Source organism: Mycobacterium simiae (genome assembly GCF_010727605.1).
Classification (GTDB): Bacteria; Actinomycetota; Actinomycetes; order Mycobacteriales; family Mycobacteriaceae; genus Mycobacterium; species Mycobacterium simiae.
On record NZ_AP022568.1, the window covers coordinates 4,389,208 to 4,414,219 of the forward strand.

Below are 25,012 nucleotides of genomic sequence, written 5' to 3' on the forward strand. Positions count from 1 at the left end.
ACAGGTGACGTCGGGGTGAACGGCGGCGCCGTGATCAGAAGGCGTTGGGACCGAATCTGCCCCAGGCGACGACCACCGCCGCCACCAAAAGCACCGCCGGCGCCAGCAGGGCGGCGTACTCGGCGCGACGGATGTGGACAACGATCGCGCCTACCATCACGAGTGCCAGGCAGGTCGCCGCGACGGGCACCAGGAGCGGGGCGATGTGCACGATCGCCGGCAGCACCACGCCGATGGCGCCCAGCAGCTCGGCGGCCCCGAGCGCCTTGACGAATCCGGGGGAGACCTCGTCGACGAAGTTCATGCCCTTGTCGGCGAGGCTCTTCTTGTCGACGGTCAGTTTCATCAGTCCGGCCCCGGCGAAAGCAGCCGCCAATATCCCTTGCAGGATCCATAACGCGACGTTCATGCCCTCGCCTCCCGCGCATTCACTTGATGCTTCAAGTCAACGCTAGCCCTGTTAAGTTGAAGCGTCAACTCAGCTAGGGTCGATGGGGTGGCTGAGGAAACTCGGTGGTTGAACGACGCGGAGAGCACTGCGTGGTTGGAACTGGTGCGCGTCTTGGTCACGCTGCCCGCGGCGCTCGACGCGCAACTTCGCCGGGATGCCAATCTGAACCAATACGAGTACCGGGTGCTCGGGGTGCTCGCCGAACAACCCACGCGCAGGTTGGGCATGAAGTCGCTGGCAGTAGTGACCAACGGGTCGCTGTCCCGGCTGTCGCATGTCGTCAAGCGCTTGGAGGCGGCCGGATATGTGCGCCGCCGGACCAACCCCGGCGATGGGCGTCTGACCGATGCGATCTTGACCGACAAGGGTTTTGACAAGGTGAGTGCCGCGGCGCACGGCCACGTGGCGGCCGTGCGGTCCTACGTTTTCGACAGGCTCACCGCCGAGCAGGTTGCGCAGCTGACCGAGCTGCTCACCCGCATCGTCCCGGATGCCCCGCCATCATGTCCGGGTGAGCAGTCGAGGTGACACGGACCGCTTTGGTGCCGCTTTGGTGCCCCCGGCACGACTCGAACGTGCGACCTAGGGATTAGAAGGCCCTTGCTCTATCCACCTGAGCTACGGAGGCAATGCGCAGGTCAGTCTATCCAAGAATGCCCGCCGTCCCGACTCGCCGACGCGACACGCGCGAAAAGCATTGCACCGCTACCGAAACCGGTTATCGTATAGACCCTCGACACACGGACAACATCAGCTGGTAAACAGCTGTTAACCGCAACGAGGCGTGTGCATGAGGTCGAGGAGAGCCGTTCGATGGGCGTGGCCATGAGCAAGACTGGGCGGTACGCCAGTGCCGGTTCGCAAGCGTTCCGCCTGTTGGCCGAGGCCAAGGGCGCGTCGCGGGCGGCCGCCCTGCTGCTGCGCGGTTCGCCATTCGCCCTCGGCTGGTTTGCCGGCTGGCTGACCACGGAGTTTCCGCCGCACGTGGTGACCGGACACGCGCTGTCGCGGGTCTCGGCGCCCGCGATCGGTCGGGTCGGCGCCAACTGGGCCGGCCAGCGCGCGGAGCAGACGCTCACCGCGGCGCTCGAAGAGTCCTTCGGGCCGGGATATGTCGACGAGGTGTGCCATCCCACTTGTGCAGAGCCCGAGTGCGCACCGCGCGGCGGGCTGTTGAACCGGCCCGGCCCGCACCGCCGGTACGCCGCACAGACGTCGGACATCTCCTACGGACCGCGCGGTCGCGACAACCTGCTGGACATCTGGCGCCGCCACGACATGGCGCCCGGCCGACGCGCGCCGGTGCTGATTCAGGTTCCCGGCGGGGCGTGGGCCGTCAACGGGAAACGCGGTCAGGCCTACACGCTGATGAGCCGGATGGTGGAACTCGGCTGGATCTGCGTGTCGATCGACTACAGCAAGAGCCCGCGGGCCACCTTCCCGGCGCACCTGATCGACGTGAAGCGGGCCATCGCATGGGTTCGCGAGAACATCGCCGACTACGGCGGCGACCCCAGCTTCATCGCGATCACCGGCGGCTCGGCCGGTGGACACCTCGCCTCGTTGGCCGCGCTGACCCCCAACGACCCGCAATTCCAGCCGGGGTTCGAAGACGCCGACACCACCGTTCAGGCGGCGGTGCCCTACTACGGCGTCTACGACTTCACCAACGCCGACACCATGCACGAGCTGATGATGCCGTTCCTCGAGCAGTTCGTCATGCGCGCTCGATTCGCCGAGACACCCGAGCGTTTCCGCGCGGCCTCGCCAATTTCCTACGTCCACGACCAAGCGCCGCCCTTCTTCGTGCTGCACGGGCAGAAAGACGAACTGGTGCCCTGCGGGCAGGCCAGGGACTTCTGCGAGGCGATGCGTACCGCCGGAGCCGCGGTCGTGGCGCACGCCGAGCTTGCCAATGCCCACCACGCGTTCGACATCCTGTCGACGGCCCGGTCGCGGCTGGCTGCCAACGCCGTCGCCGACTTTTTGGGCATCGTCTACGGCCGTCGGGACAGCACGTTGATCGACTCGTGGGCAGTCTCGGCAACCTCTGCCAGTTGAGTTGCGCAAGGTTAACAGCCCACAGCTAGCTCGCGTAGCGACCGAATCGTGCCTTTCACCAGCCCGTCATCGCGACTAGCGTTGGTGGAGCTATCCGGGTGATGAAGCTGAATCAGGAGGCTTGATCGGCTGTGACGAGGTTGACGCGTCGAGTTGATGATCATGGCTGAGCCCGAGGGACGTCCCGGGTTGCCCGACGAACTCGGGCCCGTGGATTATCTCCTGCATCGCGGCGAAGCCAATCCGCGTACCCGATCAGGAATCATGGCCCTGGAACTGCTTGACAGCACGCCGGACTGGGACCGATTCCGCACCCGGTTCGAAAGCGCGTCTCGAAAGGTGTTGCGGCTCCGGCAGAAGGTCGTCGTGCCGACGTTGCCGACCGCGTCGCCGCGCTGGGTGGTCGACCCCGACTTCAACCTGGACTTCCATGTCCGCCGGCTCCGGGTGTCCGAACCAGGAACGCTGCGTCAGGTGTTCGACCTTGCCGAGCTGATTTTGCAGTCGCCACTGGACATTTCGCGGCCGCTGTGGACGGCCACCCTGGTCGAAGGACTGCCCGACGGCAAGGCCGCGACGCTGCTGCACATCAGCCACGCCGTCACCGACGGTGTGGGTGGCGTCGAGATGTTCGCCGAAATCTACGATCTCGAGCGCGACCCGCCGGCCAAACCGACACCGCCGGTGCCCGTCCCGCAGGACCTGTCGCCCAACGACCTGATGCGCCAGGGCCTGAACCGTTTGCCGCTGAACATCGTCGGCGGCGTCGCAGGTGCGGTGGCCGGGGCGGTGTCAGCGGCCGGTCGGGTGATCCTGGAACCGGTATCTACGGTGTCGGGGATCGTGGACTACGCCGTGTCGGGAGTGCGGGTGGTCAACCGCGCCGCGGAGCCCTCGCCGCTGTTGCGCCGGCGCAGCCTCACCTCGCGCACCGAGGCCATCGACATCCGGCTCTCCGATCTGCATAAGGCCGCAAAGGCCGGCGGCGGGTCGATCAACGACGCCTACCTGGCCGGTCTATCCGGCGCCCTACGCCGCTACCACCAGGCGCTCGGAGTACCGATCGGCACATTGCCGATGGCCGTGCCGGTCTCGTTGCGGGCCGACGCCGACACGGCCGGCGGCAACCGGTTCACCGGCGTGAACTTGGCAGCGCCGTTGGGTACCGCCGATCCGGTGTCGCGGATGAAGAAGATCCGGGCCCAGATGACCCAGCGCCGCGACGAGCCGGCAATGAATATCATCGGCGCGTTGGCGCCGGTGCTCAGCGTGTTGCCGTCGGCCGTGCTGGAGGGCCTCACCGGCTCGGTCATCGGCTCGGATGTGCAGGCTAGCAATGTGCCGGTATACCCGGGAGACACCTACATCGCCGGTGCAAAAGTATTGCGGCAGTACGGCATTGGGCCGTTGCCCGGGGTCGCGATGATGGTGGTCCTGATTTCACGAGGGGGGTGGTGCACCATCACCGTGCGCTATGACCGGGCGGCCGTGCGGGAAGAGGCGTTATTCGCGCAGTGTCTGCTGGAGGGCTTCGACGAGATCCTCGCGCTGGCCGATGATCCGCCGCCACGCGCGGTGCCAGCCTCGTTCACCGCCCAAACCGAAGCGGCGTCGCGATCGGTGTCGAGCTCATGAGCCGCGCCGAAGGCCAGAAGGACACTCCTGCACAGGATTTGCGGCTACCCGGATCAGTCGCCGAGATCCTCGCCAGCCCGCCCGGGCCCAAGATCGGCGCCTTCTTCGACCTGGATGGGACGCTGGTCGCCGGCTTCACCGCCGTCATCCTGACCCAGGAGCGGCTGCGGCGACGCGACATGGGAGTGGGCGAGCTGCTCTCCATGGTGCAGGCGGGCCTGAACCACACGCTCGGACGCATCGAGTTCGAGGATCTGATCGGTAAGGCCTCCGCCGCGTTGGCTGGTCGGCTGCTGACTGACCTGGACGAGATCGGCGAGCGGCTTTTCGCTCAGCGGATCGAGTCGCGCATCTACCCGGAGATGCGGGAACTGGTTCGCGCCCACGTCGCCCGCGGCCACACCGTGGTGCTCAGCTCCTCGGCCTTGACCATTCAGGTCAACCCGGTGGCCCGGTTTTTGGGCATCACCAACACCCTGACCAACAAGTTCGAGATCAATGAAGACGGACTGCTCACCGGCAAGGTTGTGAAGCCGATCCTGTGGGGCCCGGGCAAAGCCGCTGCGGTGCAACGGTTTGCGGCCGAACACGACATCGATCTCAAAGACAGCTACTTCTACGCCGACGGCGACGAGGACGTTGCGCTGATGTACCTGGTCGGTAATCCACGGCCGACCAACCCCGAAGGCAAGATGGCGGCGGTTGCCAAGCGGCGCGGCTGGCCGATCCTGCGATTCAACAGCCGCGGCCCGGTGGGGTTGCGACGCCAAATTCGGACCCTGGCCGGCATCGGGTCGATGTTCCCGGTCGCGGCCGGCGCGGTGGGAGTCGGTCTGCTGACCACCAGCCGCCGGCGTGGCGTCAATTTCTTCACCTCGACGTTCCCGCAGACATTGCTGATGACCGCCGGGGTCAGCCTCAACGTCATCGGCAAGGAGAACCTGACCGCGCAGCGCCCGGCGGTCTTTATCTTCAATCACCGCAACCAGTTTGACCCCCTCATCGCGGGCTCGCTGGTGCGCGACAACTGGGTCGCCGTGGGCAAGAAGGAATTGCAAAAGGACCCGATCATCGGCACCCTGGGCCGGTTGACCGACGGCGTGTTCATCGACCGCGATGATCCGGTCGCCGCGATGGAGACGATGCGCACGGTCGAGGAGCGCGCCAAGAAGGGGCTGTCGATTCTGATCGCACCCGAAGGCACCCGGATGGACACCACCGAGGTCGGGCCGTTCAAGAAGGGACCCTTCCGCATCGCGATGGCAGTCGGGATACCGATCGTGCCCATCGTGATCCGTAACGCGGAGCTTGTCGCGGCCCGCAACTCCACCACGATCAACCCGGGCACGGTGGACGTCGCGGTGTTCCCGCCGATTTCGGTGCAGGACTGGACGGTTGAGACACTGCCCGAGCGCATCGCTGAGGTACGCCAGCTGTACCTGGATACGTTGGCGAACTGGCCGGTGGACGAGCTGCCCGCGGCAGATGTGTACGCCGAGAAGAAGGCGGCAAAGAAAGCCGCGAAGAAGGTGGCAAAGAGGTCGGAGCCGGCCAAGGCCCCAGCGAAGGGTAAGGGTCCGGCCAAGAAAGCGAAGCCCAAGAAGGCGGCGCCCAAGACCGCTGCGAAATCCCAACCTGCCCAGCAGCATCCGAATCAATCGGAGGTTGCGCTCAAAGACGGTCAGACGCCGCCGCAGCCGGCCACCGAGCAATCCGACACGGCGATAATTTCCCCGCCCCAAGGGCGCACGTGACGCAATTGGCCGCGGCTAGCAGCACAGTCCTGACCGCACAGGATTCGCTGGTGCTGGCGTCCATGCAGTCCGGCGTCGAAACCCAGTTGGTGATGGATTGGCTGGGCCAGCAACGAGCACGTAATCCGGATGTGAAGTTCGATGTGCTCAAATTGCCCGCCGATGCGTCGCCGGCGACGCTGAATCTTCTTGTCGATCAACTGGCGTCGGGTGAAGACCGTTCCATCGTGCCGGTGCGGGTGTTCTGGCTGCCCGCCCCGGATCGGGGCAGAGTCGCAAAGCTTGCCGGGTTGCTCCCCGGTTGGGATCCCTACCACCCCAATGCTCGTCGTCAGCGCCACATCGTGCGCAACGACCCGTACCGAGCTCGGGTGGTGGCCGGTGAAGCCGCCAAGGTGTCCGAACTCCGCGAGCAGTGGCAGGACAGGACCGTCGGCGAGGACGAGCGCGACTTCGCCGAATTCGTGACGCGCCGAGCACTTTTGGCGTTGGAAAGGGCCGAGTATCGAATACTGGGTCCCCAGTACAAATCTCCGCGGCTGTTGAAGCCCGAAATTCTGGCGTCCACCCGATTCCGCGCCGGACTGAAAGCCATCCCGGGCGCCACCGTCGACGAGGCGGGCAAGATGCTCGACGAACTGGCCACCGGATGGAGCCGGGTGTCTGTCGATCTGGTTTCCGTCCTGGCCAGGGCGGTGTGCCGGGGATTCGACCCCGACATCGACTACGACACGTTCCAGGTCGCCGCAATGCGCAACGCGTTGGAAATCCATCCCGCGGTGCTGTTGTTCTCGCACCGCTCCTACATCGACGGTGCCGTGGTGCCGGTGGCGATGCAGGAGAACCGGCTGCCTCCGGTGCATGTCTTCGCCGGCATCAACCTGTCGTTCGGCCTGATGGGGCCGCTGCTGCGCCGCTCCGGCGTGATCTTCATCCGCCGCGACATCGCCAACAACCCGCTCTACAAGTACGTCCTGCGCGAATACGTCGGCTACATCGTCGAGAAGCGGTTCAACCTGAGCTGGTCGATCGAGGGTACCCGCTCGCGCACCGGGAAAATGCTGCCCCCCAAGCTCGGTTTAATGTCCTACGTGGCCGACGCGTATCTCGATGGTCGCAGCGAAGACATTCTGCTGCAACCGGTTTCGATCGGCTTCGACCAGTTGCACGAGACGGCCGAGTATGCGGCCTACGCCCGCGGCGGGGAGAAGACACCCGAGGGCGTGCTATGGCTGTACAACTTCATCAAGGCGCAGGGCGAACGCAACTACGGAAAGATCTACGTCCGCTTCCCCGAAGCTGTGTCGATGCGGCAATACCTCGGCCCGTCGCACGGCCCGCTGGCCCAAGACCAGGACGCGAAACGTCTTGCGCTGCAGAAGATGTCGTTCGAAGTGGCGTGGCGGATTTTGCGCGCGACCCCGGTGACGGCGACAGGCCTGGTGTGTGCGTTGTTGCTCACCACGCGTGGCGCGGCGCTGACGCTGGACCAACTGCACCACACGCTGCAGGATTCACTGGACTACCTCGACCGCAAGCGCACGCCGGTCTCCACTAGTGCGCTGCGGCTGCGCACCGGCGACGGGGTGCGCGCGGCCGTCGACGCCCTGTCCAACGGGCACCCGATCACCCGCGTCGACGGCGGGCGGGAACCGGTGTGGCTCATCGCGCCGGACAAGGAACACGCCGCCGCGTTCTACCGGAACTCCGTCATCCACGCCTTCCTGGAGACCTCGATTGTCGAACTCGCGCTGGCTCATGCCCGCAACGTCGACGGTGACCGCATGGCGGCTTTCTGGGCGCAGGCGATGCGGCTGCGCGATCTACTGAAATTCGACTTCTATTTCGCCGACTCGGTGGCATTCCGCGCGAACATCGCCGAGGAGATGGCGTGGCATGACGGCTGGGAAGCGCACGTCGCCACCGGAGGCGAGGAGATCGACGCCATGCTGTTCGCCAAGCGCCCGCTGATGGCCGACGCGATGTTGCGGGTGTTCTTCGAGGCCTACGAGATCGTCGCCGACGTGCTCAGCGATGCGCCCGCCGACGTCGGGCAGCAGGAACTCACGGAGATGGCGCTCGGAGTCGGCCGCCAATACGTGGCGCAAACCCGGGTGCGCAGCAGCGAGTCGGTGTCCACGTTGCTGTTCGCCACCGCCCGACAGGTCGTCGCCGACCAGGATCTGATCGCCCCGGCGCCGGATCTTGCCGAACGCCGAATGGCGTTTCGGCGCGAACTGCGGGGGATCCTGCGCGACTTCGACTACGTCGAGAACATCGCCCGCAACCAGTTCATCGCCCGCGAGTACCGGGCGCGCGAGGAGCGCGCCGCTCGACGGGCCGGGTAGCGCGGGCTTTGCCGGCGACCGCCCATACCCTGGACGCATGACGGGTCGGCAGTCCACAGCCAGGACTCAGGAGATGGTGTGGCCGCTGCTCACCGGCGTCGCGGTGCTGGCCGGCGGCACGGCCGCCGGCATCGGAGCGCTGTCACTGGCCGACGCGCTGACCGCCACCGGATTACCCGACCCCGGCCCGGCGACGACACTCGGCCTGCCGTTCGTCCGGGCGGTGGGGGAGATCGCTGCGGTGCTGGCCGTGGGATCGTTCCTGTTCGCGGCATTCCTGGTGCCGCCGCAGCCGTCCGGCGTGCTGGACGCCGGTGGTTACCGGGTGCTGCGGCTGGGAACGGTCGCGTCCGCGGTATGGACCGTCTGCGCCATCCTGCTGGTTCCGCTGACGATTTCCGACGTGTCCGGCCACCGGGTGTCCGAGCAACTCGATCCGCTACGGCTGTGGTCGCTGGCCAGCCTGATCAGCACCGCCTCCGCGTGGCGCTGGACGGCGGTCCTGGCCGCTCTCGTGACGCTGGCCAGCTCGGCGGTGCTGCGCTGGTCGTGGACCCCGCTGTTGTGCGCGGGCGCGGTGCTCACTCTGATTCCATTGGGCCTGACCGGTCACTCGTCGGCCGGCGGCTCGCATGACCTGGCCACCAACAGCCTGCTGATTCACCTCGTCGCCGCCAGCGTGTGGGCCGGGGGCCTGCTGGCGCTGCTGGCCCATTCGCTGCGCGGGGGCGACCACCTCGCGCTGGCGGCCCGGCGCTTCTCGATGATCGCCCTGTGGTGCTGGGTCGCCATGGCGCTCAGCGGCGTGATGAATGCCCTGGTCCGGTTGTTGCCGTCGGACCTGCTGACCACCACATACGGGCGGCTGGTGCTGGCCAAGTTCGTCGCGCTGTGCGCGCTGGGCGTCCTGGGCTGGCGGCAGCGCCGGGCCGGAGTCGTTGCGCTGCAACGCGATCCCATGGCACGCAGGCTCCTGATCAGGTTGGCGCTGGTCGAGGCGGCCCTGTTCGGAGTGACGTTCGGCATCGCGGTCGGGCTCGGCCGCACCCCGCCGCCGCCACCGCCGAACCCGCTGCCATCGATCCCGGAAGCCGAGATCGGCTATGACTTCGATGGTCCGCCGACCCTGGCCCGCATCCTGTTCGACTGGCGCTTCGACCTGGTCTTCGGCACGACTGCCATCGTCTTTGCCGCGTTGTATGTGGCGGCGGTGTTGCGGCTGCGCCGTCGGGGCGATCACTGGCCGGCCGGCCGCATCCTGGCCTGGCTGTTGGGTTGTCTGGCCCTGCTGTTTGTCACCTCATCGGGGGTCGGCCGGTACATGCCGGCGATGTTCAGCATGCACATGGCCGCGCACATGGGGTTGTCGATGCTGGTGCCGATCCTGTTGGTGCTCGGCGCCCCGGTCAGCCTCGCGCTGCGGGCGCTGCCCGCCGCCGGACGCAACGACCCACCCGGCATGCGGGAATGGCTGCTCGCCGCCTTGCACAGTCGGGCGTCGCGGGTGCTGACCAACCCGATCGTGGCCACCGTGCTGTTCGTCGCCGGGTTCTACGGCCTGTACTTCAGCAGCATCTTCGACGCCGCGGTGGGCAGTCACTCCGGGCACCTAGCGATGAACGTGCACTTCCTGCTCAGCGGCTACCTGTTCTATTGGGTGGTGATCGGCGTGGACCCGACACCGCGGCCGATCCCGCCGCTGGCCAAGGTGGGTGTGGTGTTCGCCTCGCTGCCCCTGCATGCTTTCTTTGGTGTGGAGCTGATGGGCACCCCCACCGTGCTCGGCGAGGCCTACTACCGGTCCCTCGGTTTGAGTTGGCACACCGATCTGCTGGGCGACCAGCACTTGGGCGGGGGCATCGCGTGGGCGGCGGGGGAGGTGCCGCTCGTGATCGTGATGCTCGCGCTGCTGGTGCAGTGGGCGCGCAGCGACGAGCGGACCGCACGGCGCCTCGACCGGGCCGCCGATCGCGACGACGACGCCGACCTCGCCGCCTATAACGCGATGCTGGCCCAACTGGCTCGAGGCGGCGGGCCGCGGCCGGAGCCGTCTTCGAGCGATCCGCGAGCGTAACGGCGGCACGATTTCCGGCGCTCGCGACTTTTCACAGTGACCTTACGCTCGCGCATCTGCGGGGCAGAATTGCGGGGATGCAAGTCTTTGCCGTGGACGCCTTCACTGGGCAACCCTTTGCCGGTAACCCGACGGCGGTGTGCCTGTTGGATTCGGGGTGGCCGGCGACTGAATGGCTCCAGCGACTGGCGAGCGAATTTAATTTGCCTGCAAGCGCATTCATCCACCGCACTCCTGTCAATACGGAGTTGCGTTGGTTCAGTCCTGGCAGCGAACTCGAACTGTGCGGCAGTGGCACGCTGGCCGCGGCGCACATATTGTGGGAAGTCGGTGACTGTTCGGAAACCCTGCTGTTCACTACCGCTGGCGGTGTGCTCGGCGCTCGACGAGAGCAGGGTGAACGGATCTCCTTGGACTTCCCGTCCGACAATCTTCGTCGGGTATCGGAACCACCGGGATTGACTGCGATGCTTGGCGTTAGGCCCATTGCGGTTTGGCGTGGACGGCTGGACATGCTTGTGGAATTGGACTGTGCGCAATCTGTCGCCGGCTTGAACCCAGACTTTGACGCTCTGGCCAGGCTCGATGCCCGCGGTGTGATCGTCACCGCTCGCGGTGACGCCGATGCTGATTTTGTCTCCCGATTTTTTGCGCCTGCCGCCGGGATAAACGAAGACCCCGTGACGGCTTCGGCTCACTGCAGCCTGGGCGCTTACCGGTCAACGATCCTCGGGAAGAAAACGCTTATCGGTTCCCAGTTGTCGGCACGGGGCGGGCGAGTCGAGGTTCACCTCCGCGATGACCGAGTGAGTCTGACCGGGAAAGCGGTCACCGTGATCAGGGGCGCGCTGGCCATACCATGTGCCATCTAGTGCTTCGGCGCCCTTATGCACCTGCGCGTCAGTGCGGATTGTGGATGTCGCAGACGAAATCATCGATTCCCAAACAAGTTTGGGTGTTGCGGTTTAGTTGGTGGGTGGTGGTGGTTGGGGTTGGAAGGGTTGGTACCACCACCACTGGGCGCGTTCGCCGGTGGGCCCGGGGCAGGGTGGGACGGCGGGTGGGGGATGTTGGGGTGGCCGTGCGAGCGATGCTGGACGCAGTGGTTGGCCGGTGCTGTCGGTGATGGTGAGGTGGTCGGCGGGTCCGGTGAGCGTGATCAGGCCGCGGTGGTGTGCCCGGTGATGGTAGGGGCAGACCAGGACCAGGTTGGCCAATTCGGTGAGGCCGCCGTCTTCCCAGACGCACGACGTGGTGTGCGTGCAGACCGCGGGTGGCGCCGCAGCCGGGCACCACGCAGGTGCGGTCGCGATGTTCCAGGGCGCGGCGCAGCCGCCGGTTGATCACCCGGGTGCTGCGCCCGGCGCCGATGGGCTGGCCGTCGCGTTCGAACCACACCTCACAGGTGGCATCGCAGGTCAGGTATTGGCGTTCGGCGTCGGATAGCAACGGACCCAGATGCAGCGCCGCGACACGGGCGGCCACATCCAGGTGCACCACCACTGTGGTGTGTTGGCCGTGCGGGCGGCGGGCCGCCTCGACGTCCCACCCGGTTTCGACCAGTCGCAGAAACGCCTCCACGGTCCCCGGCAGCGGCGCCGCGTTCTCCGAGACGTCCTTGCCATCGGCGTGATCCTGTTTCCATTCGGCGATCAGGGCGTCGCGGTGCGACGCCAGTGCCGCGTCGAAGGTCGCCGCCTCCTCGTGGGGAAGTTTGATCCGCCAACACGTGAATTCTTCGTCGGAGGTCTTGGTGATCGACGGCTGCGGGGCCGGCCCAGGCGCGGGATCGGGTCGCGGTTCGAGTTTGACCGCGGTACGCAACTGGTTGACCGTGGCCACCGAGGCCAGCGCCGCGTAATGCTCGTCGGATCCCGGCCCCGCCCCGGCGGCGATCACCCCGAGCTGATCCAGCGACAACCGCCCCTCGGCCATGCCCGCCGCGCAGCGGGGAAACTCCGCGAGGCGGTGGGCGACGGTGGCGATGGTGTGGGCGTTGGCCGATGACGAACCGGTCTTCCAGGCCACCAACGCCGCCACCGACCGCGCACCCGTGAGCCCGCACAACTCCTCACGCTCAATCTCGGCGGTGATCTGCACAATGCGGGCATCAGCGGCATTACGCTGACCGGTCAACTCCGCCAACTCGCCGAACAACACTTCCAGCCGCTCCTTAGGGCTCACCCCCACCGCGGCGCAAGACGATGCGATCGACATAACCCCATCCTCACAACCAGGTACGACAAAACTCGGCCCACAACCCCGCCGCGCACGGCGCCGCGCGTCGCTATCCACAGTCACGAATCTGTCCACAGACACAGCCGAGCATCGGACCGAATTGCCGGTGACTCGTCGGTGACCCAGCGCTCAATGGTCCTCAGTCACGCGCTATACGAAAGGAACCAACTCATGTTCGAAACACCGCTCACCGTCGTCGGCCACATCGTCAACAATCCCGAGCGTCGGCAGGTCGGAAGTCAGGAGGTCATGAAGTTTCGAGTAGCCAGCAATTCACGCCGCCGCACAGCTGCCGGCGGTTGGGAGCCGGGCAACTCGCTGTTCATCAACGTCAATTGCTGGGGCAAGTTGGTTACCGGCGTCGGCGCCGCGCTGGGCAAGGGCGCGCCGGTGATCGTGGTGGGCTTCGTGTACACCAGCGAGTACGAGGACCGCGACGGCAATCGCCGATCGTCGCTCGAGATGCGGGCCACCTCCGTGGGGCCGGACGTTTCGCGCGCGATCGTGCGTATCGAAAAGCCCGGCTACACCGGTCCCGACGCCGAATCCGCGACCCCCGACACCGAGGCCGAACCGGCGACCGACGGCGAGTTGGCCGACTCCGCCGACGGTGCCGACGACCGCGGATCGTTACCCCTGTCGGCTTAGCTGACGGGTCGGGCGTCGGGTTATCGCTGTTGGGTGATGCCTAGGATGGTTCGCGAGATCATTCTCGAAGACTAGAAAGGCAAAACCGCGGCATGGCTGAGTTCATCTACACGATGAAGAAGGTCCGCAAGGCGCACGGCGACAAGGTGATCCTGGACGACGTCACCTTGAGCTTCTTTCCGGGCGCCAAGATCGGCGTCGTCGGCCCCAACGGTGCCGGTAAGTCGAGCGTCTTGCGGATCATGGCCGGGCTCGACAAGCCGAACAACGGCGACGCGTTCCTGGCCAACGACGCCACGGTCGGCATTCTGCTGCAGGAACCGCCGCTCAACGAGGAAAAAACCGTGCGCGGCAATGTGGAAGAGGGCCTGGGCGAGATCAAGGTCAAGCTGGACCGCTTCAACGAGGTCGCCGAGCTGATGGCCACCGACTACTCCGACGAGTTGATGGAGGAGATGGGTCGGCTGCAGGAGGAACTCGACCACGCGGACGCGTGGGACCTGGACTCGCAACTCGAGCAGGCCATGGACGCACTGCGCTGTCCGCCGGCCGACGAACCGGTGACCAACCTCTCCGGTGGCGAGCGGCGCCGAGTGGCGCTGTGCAAGCTGCTGTTGTCCAAGCCCGACCTGCTGTTGCTCGACGAGCCGACCAACCACCTCGACGCCGAGAGCGTCCAGTGGCTCGAACAGCACCTCGCCAGTTACGCCGGTGCCATCCTGGCCGTCACCCACGACCGTTACTTCCTGGACAACGTCGCCGAGTGGATCCTCGAGCTCGACCGCGGGCGCGCCTACCCCTACGAGGGCAACTATTCGACATATCTGGAGAAGAAGGCCGAGCGCATCGCGGTCCAGGGACGCAAGGATGCCAAGCTGCAGAAGCGGCTGACCGAGGAGCTGGCCTGGGTGCGGTCCGGGGCCAAAGCCCGCCAAGCCAAGAACAAGGCCCGCCTGCAGCGCTATGAAGAGATGGTCGCCGAGGCCGAAAAGACCCGCAAGCTCGATTTCGAGGAAATACAGATCCCGGTCGGGCCGCGGCTGGGCAACGTGGTCGTCGAGGTCGAGCACCTCGACAAAGGCTACGACGGACGCACCCTGATCAAGGATCTGTCGTTCACCCTGCCCCGCAACGGCATCGTCGGCGTCATCGGTCCCAACGGTGTCGGTAAGACCACGCTATTCAAGACCATCGTCGGGCTCGAGGAGCCAGACAGCGGCACCGTCAAGGTCGGCGAGACCGTGAAACTCAGTTACGTCGACCAGACCCGTGCCGGCATCGACCCGAAGAAGACGGTGTGGGAAGTGGTGTCCGACGGGCTGGACCACATCGTCGTCGGCCAGAGCGAGGTGCCGTCGCGGGCCTATGTGTCGGCGTTCGGATTCAAGGGTCCCGACCAGCAGAAGCCGGCCGGCGTGCTCTCCGGCGGGGAGCGCAACCGGCTCAATCTGGCGCTCACCCTCAAGCAGGGTGGCAACCTCATCCTGCTGGATGAGCCGACCAACGACCTCGATGTCGAAACACTCGGTTCGCTGGAGAATGCCCTCGAGCAATTCCCCGGCTGCGCGGTGGTGATTTCGCACGACCGATGGTTTCTCGACCGCACCTGCACACACATCCTGGCGTGGGAAGGCGACGACGACAACGAAGCCAAGTGGTTCTGGTTCGAAGGCAACTTCGGTGCCTACGAGGAAAACAAGGTCGAACGTCTCGGAGCCGAGGCCGCCAGGCCGCACCGGGTGACCCACCGCAAGCTGACTCGGGACTAGTCTCACCCTTGCCAGCTGCCCCGCGACGACGCGCCTCATTCGGCCGCCTGAGGCTGGAGCGACTGAGCGAGGTGCCATCCGTCCTGAGTTGGGAGCTAGCGGCATGACGATCGGTTCCGGACCGAAGCAGCAGACGACGCCGTGGACCTCCTTCACCACGATGGCGGAGATCCCCGAATGGATCGCGAAGGCTTACATCGAGACCTATCGCGGTCCGCACGATTCCGAAACCGGCGGCACCGAGAGCGGACCGGCCGACCCGACCGTCGCCGAGGCAGTGGTGACCCCGGCGTTGCTGGGCGCGCACTACCAGCTCGGTCAGCACCGCCCGCCCGGTGCCAGCGGCGTCGCCGTCTACCCGGCCGACGACCCCGCGGGCTTCGGCCCCGCCTTACAGGTCGTCACCGACCACGGCGGCATGCTGATGGACTCCATCACGGTGTTGCTGCATCGGTTGGGCGTCCCGTACTTGGCGCTGATGACCCCGGTGTTCGATGTGCAGCGCGACCCCGCGGGCGACCTGATCAGCATCGAGCCGAAAGCCCCCGGCACACCGCAATACGTCGGCGAGGCCTGGATTCACATCCAGTTCGTCCCCTCCGTCGACACCAAGGCGCTCGCCGAGGTCGAGCGGCTACTGCCCAAGGTCCTCAGCGACGTGCAGCAGGTGGCCGCGGACTCGGCGGCAATGATCGCCGGCCTGAGCAACCTGGCCGCTGACGTGGAATCCAACATCGGCGGACGTTTCACCGCCCCCGACCGCCAGGACGTCTCAGCGCTGCTGCGCTGGTTGGGCAACGGGAATTTCCTGCTACTGGGGTACCAGCGCTGCCTGGTGCACGACGGGCTGGTATCGGGCGACGGCACAAGCGGTCTGGGAGTGCTGCGCGGTCGCGCCGGGAAACGCCCACGGCTCACCGATGACGACAAGTTGCTGGTACTGGCGCAGGCCACGGTCGGCAGCTATCTGCGCTACGGCGCATATCCCTACGCGATCGGGGTGCGCGAATACGTCGACGGTGAAGTCGTCGAGCACCGGTTCGTCGGGTTGTTCACCGTCGCGGCGATGAACGCCGACGTGTTGGAGATCCCGGCGATCTCGCGCCGGGTCCGCGAGGCGCTGGCGATGGCCGCCGACGATCCCGCGCACCCTGCCCAGCTGCTGCTCGACGTCATCCAGACCGTGCCGCGCTCGGAGTTGTTCACCCTCAGCGGTGAACGGCTTTTCACGATGGCCAAAGCCGTGGTGGACATGGGATCACAACGGCGAGCACTGCTGTTCGTGCGTGCCGACCGACTGCGCTACTTCGTCTCCTGCCTGGTGTACGTGCCCCGCGACCGCTACACCACCGCCGTGCGGCTGCAGATCGAGGACATTCTGGTCCGCGAATTCGGCGGCACCCGGCTAGAATTCACCGCGCGGGTCAGTGAATCCCCTTGGGCGCTCATGCATTTCATGGTCCGGCTGCCCGAAGATGCGGGCCCGGTCGACGTTTCGGAATCCAACCGGACCCGCATTCAGGCCCTGGTCGCCGAGGCTGCGCGCACTTGGTCGGACCGGCTCGTCGCGGCGGCGCCAACCGGCACGGTCACCCACGCCGACGCCGAGCACTACGCGGCCGCGTTCTCAGAGGCATACAAATCGGCGATCGCCCCCGAGGATGCGATCGACCAGATCGCCATCATCAAAGAGCTGAACGATGATTCGGTCAAGCTGGTGTTTTCCGATGACGGCGACGGTTTGGCCCAACTGAACTGGTTTCTGGGCGGGCACAGCGCCTCGCTGAGTCAACTGCTGCCGATGCTGCAGAGCATGGGCGTCGTCGTCCTCGAGGAGCGCCCGTTCACGGTCGCCCGACCGGACGGGCTGCCGGTATGGATCTATCAGTTCCGCATCTCGCCTCACCCGTCCGTCCGCCTGGCCGAGACGGCGGCCGAGCGTGCCGCGATGGCGGAACGGTTCGCCGACGCGGTCACCGCGATCTGGCACGGCCGGGTCGAGATCGACCGGTTCAACGAGCTGGTGATGCGGGCCGGGCTGACCTGGCAGCAGGTCGTGCTGTTGCGTGCCTACGCAAAGTACTTGCGCCAGGCCAACTTTCCCTACAGCCAGTCCTATATCGAATCGGTGCTCAACGAGCATCCCTCGACCGCGCGATCGCTGGTGCTGTTGTTCGAAGCGCTCTTCGATCCCAGCACCTCGGACTCGCCAACCGGTCGCGACGCGCAAGCCGCTGCTGCGGCGGTCGCCGCGGACATCGACGCGCTGGTGAGTCTGGATACCGACCGCATCCTGCGCGCTTTCGCCTCGCTCGTACAGGCCACGTTGCGGACCAATTACTTTGTCACACGCGAAGGTTCGGCCCGAGCCCGCAATGTGTTGGCGATCAAGCTGGACGCCCAACTGATCGACGAGCTGCCCCTGCCGCGGCCCAAGTACGAAATCTTCGTGTACTCGCCGCGCGTCGAGGGCGTGCACCTGAGGTTCGGCCCGGTAGCCCGCGGCGGGCTGCGCTGGTCGGACCGCCGCGACGATTTCCGCACCGAAATCCTCGGCCTGGTCAAGGCGCAGGCGGTGAAGAACGCTGTCATCGTTCCGGTCGGTGCCAAGGGCGGCTTCGTCCTCAAGCGGCCACCGCTGGCCACCGGGGACCCCGCGGCCGACCGCGATGGCACCCGGGCCGAAGGCGTCGCCTGCTACCAGCTCTTCATCTCGGGTCTGCTCGACGTCACCGACAACGTCGACCACGCCACCGGAAAGGTCAGCCCGCCAGCGCAAGTAGTCCGCCGCGACGGTGACGACGCCTACCTCGTGGTGGCCGCGGACAAGGGCACGGCCACCTTCTCCGATATCGCCAACGACGTCGCCAAGTCCTACGGATTCTGGCTGGGTGACGCGTTCGCGTCCGGCGGCTCAGTCGGCTATGACCACAAGGCGATGGGCATCACCGCGCGGGGCGCCTGGGAGGCAGTCAAGCGGCACTTCCGGGAAATGGGCGTCGACACCCAGACCGAGGATTTCACGGTCGTGGGCATCGGCGACATGAGCGGCGACGTGTTCGGCAACGGCATGCTGCTGAGCAAGCACATCAGGCTGATCGCGGCGTTCGACCATCGGCACATCTTCTTGGACCCAGACCCCGACGCCGCGTCGTCCTGGAGCGAACGGCGGCGGATGTTCGACCTGCCGCGATCCAGCTGGGAGGACTACGACAAGTCGCTGATCAGCGCCGGTGGCGGTGTCTACAGCCGCGACCAAAAGGCCATCCCGGTCAGCCCGCAAGTGCGTGCTGCCCTCGGCATCGACGATGCGGGTGCGGACGGGGTCACCGAGATGTCCCCACCGAACCTGATCAAGGCCATCCTGCTGGCCCCGGTCGACCTGTTGTTCAACGGCGGTATCGGCACCTACATCAAAGCCGAGACCGAATCCGATGCCGATGTGGGCGACCGCGCCAACGATCCGGTGCGCGTCAACGGAAACCAGTTGCGCGCCAAGGTCGTTGGCGAGGGCGGCAACCTCGGGGTGACGGCGCTGGGTCGGGTCGAGTTCGACCTGTCCGGCGGCCGGATCAACACCGACGCGATGGACAACTCGGCCGGCGTGGACTGCTCCGATCACGAGGTCAACATCAAGATCCTGATCGACTCGCTGGTGACCGCGGGCAAGGTCAAGGTCGAGGAGCGCAGCCAACTGCTGGAGTCGATGACCGACGAGGTCGCCGCACTGGTACTCACCGACAACGAGGACCAGAACGACCTGATCGGCACCAGCCGGGCGAACGCCGCCAGCCTGCTGCCGGTGCACGCCTCGCAGATCAAACACCTGGAGGAACGCGGCGTCGATCGTGAGCTGGAGGCGCTGCCATCGGAGAAGGAGATCGCGCGGCGCAGCGAGGCAGGTATCGGGTTGACCTCGCCCGAGCTGTGCACGTTGATGGCGCACGTCAAGCTGGCGCTCAAAGAGGAGATGCTGACCACCGAACTGCCGGAGCAGGACGTGTTCGCGTCGCGGTTGCCCCGGTACTTCCCGACACCGTTGCGCGATCGGTTCGGCCCGGAAATCCGCACCCACCAGCTGCGCCGCGAAATCGTCACGACAATGTTGATCAACGAGCTGGTCGACGCCGCCGGCATCAGTTACGCCTTCCGCCTCAGCCAGGACGTCGGCGTCGGGCCGATCGACGCAGTGCGCACCTGGGTGGCCACCGATGCCATCTTCGAAATCGACCACATCTGGCGCGGCATCCGGTCGGCCGACATTCCAGTCGCATTGTCGGACCGGATGACGCTAGACACCAGGCGGTTGATCGACCGCGCCGGCCGGTGGCTGCTCAACTACCGGCCGCAACCGTTGGCCGTCGGCGCCGAGATCAACCGCTTTGCCGCCAAGGTCAAGGCACTGACACCGCGGATGTCGGAGTGGCTGCGCGGTGACGACAAGGCCATCGTCGAACAGGAGGCTGCGGAATTCTCCGCGCAGGGCGCGCCCGAGGACCTGGCGTACCTGATCGCGGCCGGCCTGTACCGGTTCAGCCTGCTTGACATCATCGACATCGCGGACATCACCGACACCGACGCCGCCGAGGTCGCCGACACCTATTTCGCGCTGATGGACCGGCTGGGCACCGACGGCCTGCTGACCGCGGTGTCCGCGCTGCCTCGGTACGACCGCTGGCATTCGTTGGCGCGCTTGGCCATTCGTGACGACATCTACGCCTCGCTGCGGTCGCTGTGCCTGGACGTGTTGGCGGTGGGGGAGCCAGACGAAAGTGGGGAAGAGAAGATAGCCGAGTGGGAACACATCAGCGCCTCCCGCGTGGAGCGGGCGCGCCGCACGCTCACCGAGATCTATGAGAGCGGCGCCACGGATCTTGCCACGCTGTCGGTGGCCGCACGCCAGATCCGCCGCATGACCCGCACCAGCGGACGGGGGACGTCGGGATGACCGTCGGATTTGTCGCGCCGGTGCCGGTGCGGTGGTCGGACATCGACATGTACCAGCACATCAACCACGCCACCATGGTCACGATTCTCGAAGAAGCCCGAGTGCCCTTCCTCAGGGAACCGTTCGGCGCCGACATCGCCACCATCGGCCTGCTGATCGCCGACGTCCGCGTCACCTACAAGGACCAGCTGCGGCTGGCCGATTCGCCGCTGCAAGTGACGATGTGGACCAAACGGCTGCGCGCGGTGGACTTCACCCTGGGCTACGAAGTGCGTTCGGTGCTGGTCGCCGCGGATTCCAAGCCCGCCGTCGTCGCCGAGTCGCAGCTGGCCGCCGTGCACATCGAAGAGCAGCGGCTGGTGCGGCTGACGCCAGCGCATCGGGAGTATCTGCAACGGTGGCTGCGCTGACGGATCGCGGATTGTGGTTGGGCCCGGCATCGCCGGAGGTCCAGCGGGCCGATCTGTCGACTTTCGTCGATCATGCGCTGCGCCTCGATGATGCTGCGGTAATTCGGTTGCATGCCCGGGCTTCGGGACTGCTCAGCGCTTGGCTGGCAACAGGTTTCGACGTGCTCGCCAGCCGGGCGGTGGTGGGCACGGTGCGGCCGGCCGACATGACGGTCGCCGCAGCGGATCTGGGCCGCGGATTGGCCGCGATGGACGAGACCGGCTATGTCGACCCGGGTTTCGCGATGGACTCGTCGTGGCGCGGTGTGCTACCCCCGGAATCGGGCTTCACCCATCTCGACGACGTACCGGCCCAGGTGATGCTGGATCTGGCGCAGCGCGGCGCGCGACTGGCCAAGGAACACGGCAGCGCCCACGGGCCGCCGGCGTCGCTGCTCGATCAGGAGGTCATCCGGGTCAGCTCGGCCGACAAGAGCGTGGGTCTGCCGATGCGCTGTGTGTTTGCCTTGACCGCCATGGGATTTCTGCCGCAGTCGCCGAAAGCGGTCGATACCGGCGAAATGATCAGGGTGAGAATAATGCCGTCCTGGTTGCGTCTGGACGCCAAATTCGGCAGCGTGTACCGCCGGCGTGGCGACGCCGCGCTAGTGCTGCGCTGAGACGGGCGTCAGGTCCCGTAGCGCAGCCACAGCGGCAGAACGGAGTCCAGGTAATCCATGAACTTTTTCAGCCCCACCCGGTACTGACCGAACCCATAGGGATCCTTCGCGTACTCGGGGAACGCGATCCCCAGCCCGAACAGGCCGGGCGCGATGATGCCGTTCTGTTGGTTGTACTCCAGCGGGCCCCATTGCGGGGTCTCCGGTAACTTCCTGCGCTCGAATCCGACGGTGTACACGACGCGGTCGCAGCTTGCGAGTTTCTCCTGAAACTCCGGGCTGGACACCCAATAACGCTCGAGCCGGTCCGGATACTCGCCGTCGATATTCTCCCGGGCCCATTGCGCCGCCCGACCCTTGAGGCCGGTGTCGTCGAACAAAATCCAATCATCCAGGTACACCGCGTATTTGAGTGGGCTGCGGTAGAAGTTGATCACTTTCTCGACGGGATGACGCAGCAGATGCGGCAAGGCGATCATCGACGAGTGCGACGAACCGAAGACGGCGACCGTGGCGCCCTCGAGCGATTCGGCGGCCAGCTTCTCGGGATCCAGCGCGACCTCGACGGGAATCTCCAACAAGTGAGGATAGGAAAGTGTTTTGGGGACAGCGCCAACGGCGAGAACGACATTCGCCGATGTGACGTCTTCGCCGTCGGTTTCGATCCACCATTGCCGCTGCCGCAGCCACAGCGCCGCCGCGGTCGCTTGCACAGCGCACACCTGTTCTCGCAACTGTTCGGTCACCCACACCAACGGATCCGCAACCAGAGCCAACGCACATGTTTCCTGCGGATCGACGGCACGCAGCGGGGTGGGCGGCGCCGCCGAGAACCGGAATGCCGCAGAGCCGTCCAAAAAGTCGAGGAACGTCGAGGCGATGGTGTTGCTGGACACCGGCCGCCACTTCTGACCGAGGTCGCCGGCGGCGAAAGCGGGATCGATCCAGGCGATCTTCTGCGCAGCGACGCCGTGATCGAGCAATCTGCCGACCGCGGCAATGCCCGCGGGTCCGGCGCCAATCACTGTCCACTCGTACGTCGGCATGTACTAGATATAGAGGAACGGACGGTTCGCCGCTTGCGTCAATGGCATGCGGCTAGACCAACCAGGCCGCCGTATCGGTCGGCAACCGACCGTCGACCAGCGGCGCGCTGGATAGAATCACCTCGCCGGACGGCAGCGGCATCGGACGAGCGCCGGTGTTCAGCGCGCAGATCAGCCCGCCCGCGGTGCGCCGAAATGCCAGCCCGTCAGCCGATGCACTCAACCACTGCAGTTCGTCACCGTCGAATTCGCTTCGCTGCCTGCGTAATCCAAGCGCAACGCGGAAGAATGCCAACGTCGAACCGGGATCGGCATCCTGCTTTTCTACCGTCAGCGACGCCCAGTCTGCAGGCATCGGCAGCCACGTATCGGGGGAGCGGGAGAACCCGAACGGGGGCGCTGTACCGGACCAGGGCAGCGGCACCCGGCACTTGTCGCGGCCCCGCTCGACGTGACCCGAGCGTTCCCACGTCGGGTCCTGCAACACCTCGTCGGGCAGGTCGAGCACGTCGGGCAGCCCCAGCTCCTCGCCGTTGTAGATGAACACCGCACCCGGCAGGGCGAGCATCACCATCGCCATCGCACGCGCCCGGCGCAACCCGGGCTCGCCGCCCCCGTAGCGGGTGACCTCGCGACCCACGTCGTGGTTAGACAACGTCCACGTCGGGACTGATTTGTAGACCGCCGTGGCCGCGAGCGAATTCTCGATCGCGTCGTGGATTTGGGCGGCGTCGAAGTCGATCTTGGTCAGCCGGAAGTTGAATCCCAGATGCAGTTCGTCGGGTCGCAAATACTCGGCCCACAGCAGGTTGTCCAGCACCCAGACCTCGCCGATTGTCACCGCGTCGGGGTAGTCATCGACGATCTTGCGGATGCCGCGGTGAATGTCGTGCACGCTCGCGTTGTTGAACCGCGGGTCGTCGTCGCTGTGACTGAGCACCTTGACGTCGTCTTTCGCGTCGGGCAGGTCGGCGGGCTTGGCCATGCCGTGGGCCACGTCGATGCGGAAGCCGTCCACGCCGCGCTCCAGCCAGAACCGCAGCGTCTTCTCGAAATCGTCGAAGACGTCCGGATGCTCCCAGTTCAGGTCGGGCTGCTCGGTGTCGAACAGGTGCAGGTAGTACTGGCCGGGATTGCCGTCGGGTTCCACTACCCGCGTCCAGGCGGACCCACCGAAGACCGAGGTCCAGTTGTTGGGCGGCAACTCGCCGTCGGCGCCCCGGCCGTCCCGAAAGAAGTACCGGCCCCGCGCGTCGGTGCCCGGCCCGGCAGCCAGCGCAGCCTGAAACCACGGGTGGGCCGAGCTGGTGTGATTAGGCACCACGTCCATCGTGATCTTGATGCCCCGCTGGTGCGCCGCCGCGATCAGCCGTTCGATCGCGGGCATGCCGCCGAACAGCGGGTCGATGTCGCGGGGATCGGCGACGTCGTAGCCATGGTCGGCCATCGGCGACACGGTGACGGGGCTGAGCCAGATCGCGTCGATACCCAGCCGCACCAGGTGATCCAGGTGGGCGACGATGCCGTCGATGTCGCCGACACCGTCACCGTTGCTGTCGGCGAACGATCGCGGATAGATCTGGTAGAAGACCGCGTTCGACCACCATGCTGCGGGGCTCATGCTGCTCCGTTCGGTTTGCTCGGCTGTCAGAAGGACGAATTGACGAGGGAGTGTGCGGCCATGTCCAGATAGTTGAGCAACTCGCGGCGGTGCTCGTCGTCGAGAGTCTGAGCGTCGATCGATGCGACAGCCGTGTGCATACAGCGCAGCCATGCGTCGCGTTCGATGGGAGTGATCCGAAACGGCACGTGACGCATCCGCAACCGCGGATGTCCGCGCTGGTCGGAGTAGGTCCGCGGGCCGCCCCAGTATTGCTCGAGGAACATCCGCAACCGCTCCTCGGCGCCGGCCAAGTCATCGAGGGGATACACCTCCCGCAAGATCTCATCCTCGGGGACCTGCGCGTAGAACCGCGCCACGATTGTCCTGAAGGTTTCCGCGCCACCGACGGCGTCGTAAAAGGACTGTTGTACCTGATCCATCGCCCTCCATTGTGGTGCATTGGCGCCTGCGCAACGTCAAATCGGCCCGCGGCACGCCTGCTGTTCACTGGTTCGACACGGCGTGCACCTGCAATTAGGCGTGCGATTGACGACGAATCATGGTGGACTATCGGCGGAGGATTCATGGCGCAGGGCAAGAAACGCCGCAGCCACCGCAGTTCGGCTGGCACGGCAGGGCTAACCGGACCCATACCCGCGTCGTCGTTGCACAAAGTTTCCCACCAGGACTTTTCCCACCGCCCCGCAGGCCTTTCCCACCACCCCACAGGCCTTTCCCACCACCCCACAGGCCTTTCCCACCACCCCGCCCAGGGCCTTTCCTACCGCCCTGCCCCGGGCGCCGAGACCCATCCGCCCGGCCCCCACGACAGCGCCTCCATCTGGAGTCGACGCCGCGTCCTGCTGCTGAATTCCACCTACGAGCCGTTGACCGCGCTGCCGATGCGGCGGGCGATCGTGATGGTCATCTGCGGCAAGGCCGATGTGGTCCACCACGATCCGGCCGGGCCCGTCATCCACTCGGCGACCCAGTCGATCGTGGTGCCGTCGGTGATCCAGCTACGGTCCTACGTCCGGGTGCCCTACCGGGCGCGGGTTCCGATGACCCGTGCCGCGTTGATGCACCGCGACCGTTTCTGTTGCGCGTATTGCGGCGCCAAGGCGGACACTGTCGACCATGTGGTGCCCCGCAGCCGCGGTGGCGAGCACTCATGGGAGAACTGCGTCGCCTGCTGTTCGACGTGCAACCATCGCAAGGGCGACAAGCTACTGACCGAGCTCGGCTGGGCGCTCCGCCGGGCGCCGTTGCCGCCGACCGGGCAGCACTGGCGGCTGTTGTCGACGGTCAAGGAGATGGACCCCGCCTGGGCCCGGTATCTGGGCGAGGGCGCGGCCTGATCACCAAAGG

Annotated in this window: 17 protein-coding genes, 1 tRNA gene and 1 pseudogene; 13 read left to right on the forward strand and 6 right to left on the reverse strand. The window is 66.2% G+C overall.

Annotated elements, in window-relative coordinates; genetic code table 11:
• Nucleotides 1–34: 34 nt before the first annotated feature.
• Nucleotides 35–409 carry a DoxX family protein gene (locus tag G6N33_RS20580; RefSeq protein WP_044507130.1) on the reverse strand — a complete coding sequence of 125 codons (375 nt, stop codon included), beginning with the start codon at nucleotides 407–409 and terminating at the stop codon, nucleotides 35–37.
• Between the two features lie 87 nt (nucleotides 410–496).
• Here G6N33_RS20580 and G6N33_RS20585 point away from each other — a divergent pair, with 87 nt between their 5' ends.
• Nucleotides 497–979 (forward strand): MarR family winged helix-turn-helix transcriptional regulator, encoded by a 483-nt coding sequence (locus tag G6N33_RS20585; protein WP_044507129.1) that lies wholly within the window; start codon nucleotides 497–499, stop codon nucleotides 977–979.
• 23 nt (nucleotides 980–1,002) lie between these two features.
• Here the strand turns inward: G6N33_RS20585 and G6N33_RS20590 are convergent.
• Nucleotides 1,003–1,079, reverse strand: a tRNA-Arg gene (locus G6N33_RS20590).
• 185 nt (nucleotides 1,080–1,264) lie between these two features.
• Here G6N33_RS20590 and lipQ point away from each other — a divergent pair.
• From lipQ to G6N33_RS20620, 6 genes are all read left to right on the forward strand, one after another.
• Nucleotides 1,265–2,512, forward strand: coding sequence for an esterase LipQ (lipQ, locus tag G6N33_RS20595; RefSeq protein WP_044507127.1), 1,248 nt, complete (start codon nucleotides 1,265–1,267; stop codon nucleotides 2,510–2,512).
• 162 nt (nucleotides 2,513–2,674) lie between these two features.
• Nucleotides 2,675–4,147 carry a WS/DGAT/MGAT family O-acyltransferase gene (locus G6N33_RS20600; RefSeq protein WP_101528574.1) on the forward strand — a complete coding sequence of 491 codons (1,473 nt, stop codon included), beginning with the start codon at nucleotides 2,675–2,677 and terminating at the stop codon, nucleotides 4,145–4,147.
• Nucleotides 4,144–5,901, forward strand: a complete 1,758-nt coding sequence (locus G6N33_RS20605) for an HAD-IB family hydrolase/lysophospholipid acyltransferase family protein (protein WP_044507124.1) — start codon at nucleotides 4,144–4,146, stop codon at nucleotides 5,899–5,901. The genes G6N33_RS20600 and G6N33_RS20605 overlap by 4 nt, the downstream gene beginning before the upstream one ends.
• The gene (locus G6N33_RS20610; protein WP_044507123.1) at nucleotides 5,898–8,249 is read left to right on the forward strand and encodes a glycerol-3-phosphate 1-O-acyltransferase; all 2,352 of its coding nucleotides are present in this window, start codon (nucleotides 5,898–5,900) and stop codon (nucleotides 8,247–8,249) included. The genes G6N33_RS20605 and G6N33_RS20610 overlap by 4 nt, the downstream gene beginning before the upstream one ends.
• A 37-nt stretch (nucleotides 8,250–8,286) precedes the next feature.
• A complete protein-coding gene (locus G6N33_RS20615) occupies nucleotides 8,287–10,323 on the forward strand; it encodes a cytochrome c oxidase assembly protein (RefSeq protein ID WP_044507122.1) in 2,037 nt (678 codons plus the stop codon).
• A gap of 77 nt (nucleotides 10,324–10,400) precedes the next feature.
• Complete coding sequence (locus G6N33_RS20620; RefSeq protein WP_044507121.1) at nucleotides 10,401–11,195, forward strand: PhzF family phenazine biosynthesis protein; 795 nt, start codon at nucleotides 10,401–10,403, stop codon at nucleotides 11,193–11,195.
• Between the two features lie 93 nt (nucleotides 11,196–11,288).
• Here G6N33_RS20620 and G6N33_RS20625 read toward each other — a convergent pair.
• Nucleotides 11,289–12,540: pseudogene (locus G6N33_RS20625) on the reverse strand (HNH endonuclease signature motif containing protein).
• Between the two features lie 192 nt (nucleotides 12,541–12,732).
• On the opposite strand from G6N33_RS20625, the gene G6N33_RS20630 reads away from it, so the two are divergent.
• The 5 genes from G6N33_RS20630 (at nucleotide 12,733) to G6N33_RS20650 (ending at nucleotide 20,995) form a co-directional block, all read left to right on the forward strand.
• Nucleotides 12,733–13,209 (forward strand): single-stranded DNA-binding protein, encoded by a 477-nt coding sequence (locus tag G6N33_RS20630; RefSeq protein WP_044512117.1) that lies wholly within the window; start codon nucleotides 12,733–12,735, stop codon nucleotides 13,207–13,209.
• A gap of 92 nt (nucleotides 13,210–13,301) precedes the next feature.
• Entirely contained in the window at nucleotides 13,302–14,978 is a 1,677-nt protein-coding gene (ettA, locus tag G6N33_RS20635) for an energy-dependent translational throttle protein EttA (protein WP_044507119.1), read from the forward strand.
• Nucleotides 14,979–15,081: 103 nt separating this feature from the next.
• The gene (locus G6N33_RS20640) at nucleotides 15,082–19,926 is read left to right on the forward strand and encodes an NAD-glutamate dehydrogenase (RefSeq protein WP_044507117.1); all 4,845 of its coding nucleotides are present in this window, start codon (nucleotides 15,082–15,084) and stop codon (nucleotides 19,924–19,926) included.
• Nucleotides 19,923–20,336, forward strand: coding sequence for an acyl-CoA thioesterase (locus G6N33_RS20645; protein WP_044507116.1), 414 nt, complete (start codon nucleotides 19,923–19,925; stop codon nucleotides 20,334–20,336). Before G6N33_RS20640 ends, G6N33_RS20645 begins: the two co-directional genes overlap by 4 nt.
• Complete coding sequence (locus G6N33_RS20650; RefSeq protein WP_101528575.1) at nucleotides 20,333–20,995, forward strand: hypothetical protein; 663 nt, start codon at nucleotides 20,333–20,335, stop codon at nucleotides 20,993–20,995. Before G6N33_RS20645 ends, G6N33_RS20650 begins: the two co-directional genes overlap by 4 nt.
• An 8-nt stretch (nucleotides 20,996–21,003) precedes the next feature.
• Here G6N33_RS20650 and G6N33_RS20655 read toward each other — a convergent pair whose 3' ends face one another.
• From G6N33_RS20655 to G6N33_RS20665, 3 genes are all read right to left on the reverse strand, one after another.
• On the reverse strand, nucleotides 21,004–22,020 hold the full coding sequence (locus G6N33_RS20655) for a Rossmann-fold NAD(P)-binding domain-containing protein (protein ID WP_049919334.1): 1,017 nt from the start codon (nucleotides 22,018–22,020) through the stop codon (nucleotides 21,004–21,006).
• Between the two features lie 73 nt (nucleotides 22,021–22,093).
• A complete protein-coding gene (locus G6N33_RS20660; protein WP_101528565.1) occupies nucleotides 22,094–23,662 on the reverse strand; it encodes a glycoside hydrolase family 13 protein in 1,569 nt (522 codons plus the stop codon).
• A gap of 26 nt (nucleotides 23,663–23,688) precedes the next feature.
• Nucleotides 23,689–24,084 carry a globin gene (locus G6N33_RS20665; protein ID WP_044507111.1) on the reverse strand — a complete coding sequence of 132 codons (396 nt, stop codon included), beginning with the start codon at nucleotides 24,082–24,084 and terminating at the stop codon, nucleotides 23,689–23,691.
• A 144-nt stretch (nucleotides 24,085–24,228) separates the two neighbouring features.
• Between G6N33_RS20665 and G6N33_RS20670 the strand changes: the two genes are divergently transcribed.
• Nucleotides 24,229–25,002 carry an HNH endonuclease gene (locus G6N33_RS20670; protein ID WP_081662026.1) on the forward strand — a complete coding sequence of 258 codons (774 nt, stop codon included), beginning with the start codon at nucleotides 24,229–24,231 and terminating at the stop codon, nucleotides 25,000–25,002.
• The last annotated feature ends 10 nt before the right edge of the window (nucleotides 25,003–25,012 follow it).